This window comes from Flavobacterium nitrogenifigens, from assembly GCF_003254565.1.
Taxonomy (GTDB): domain Bacteria; phylum Bacteroidota; class Bacteroidia; order Flavobacteriales; family Flavobacteriaceae; genus Flavobacterium; species Flavobacterium nitrogenifigens.
Genome location: NZ_QJRI01000076.1, coordinates 1 through 363, shown reverse-complemented (window position 1 = coordinate 363; position 363 = coordinate 1). Strand labels below are relative to the sequence as shown.

The window sequence follows — 363 nt, the reverse complement described above, 5'->3', positions numbered from 1 at the left end:
TCAACGTTAGCTACGGCATCCAGTCCCGTGGGAACGTATGCAATAACGGCAGGGGGCGCATCATCTCCGAACTATTCAATATCATACGCTGATGGGACTCTGACAGTAACCCAAGCGTCTCTTATAGTGACAGCCGATGACAAGAGTAAGGCATACGGTAGCGCGAATCCGACTCTGACGGTGAGCTATTCAGGATTTGTAAACGGTGATACTGAAGCATCGCTAACAACTGCGGCTACAGCCGCAAGCACAGCTACGGCTTCAAGTCCAGTTGGCACGTATGCAATCACAGCAGGCGGCGCATCATCTCCAAACTATTCGATTTCATATGTTGAGGGTACTCTTACGGTGGGTCAGGCATCT

The 363-nt window shown here is 50.7% G+C and carries 1 protein-coding gene and 1 pseudogene; both read left to right on the top strand.

All coding sequences use genetic code 11. From position 1 onward, the window contains the following. Nucleotides 1–93: pseudogene (locus tag DM397_RS24180) on the top strand (MBG domain-containing protein); the annotation flags it as partial. Nucleotides 94–126: 33 nt separating this feature from the next. Further along, on the top strand, nucleotides 127–363 hold a 237-nt coding region (locus tag DM397_RS00320), incomplete at its 3' end, for an MBG domain-containing protein (RefSeq protein ID WP_239457747.1).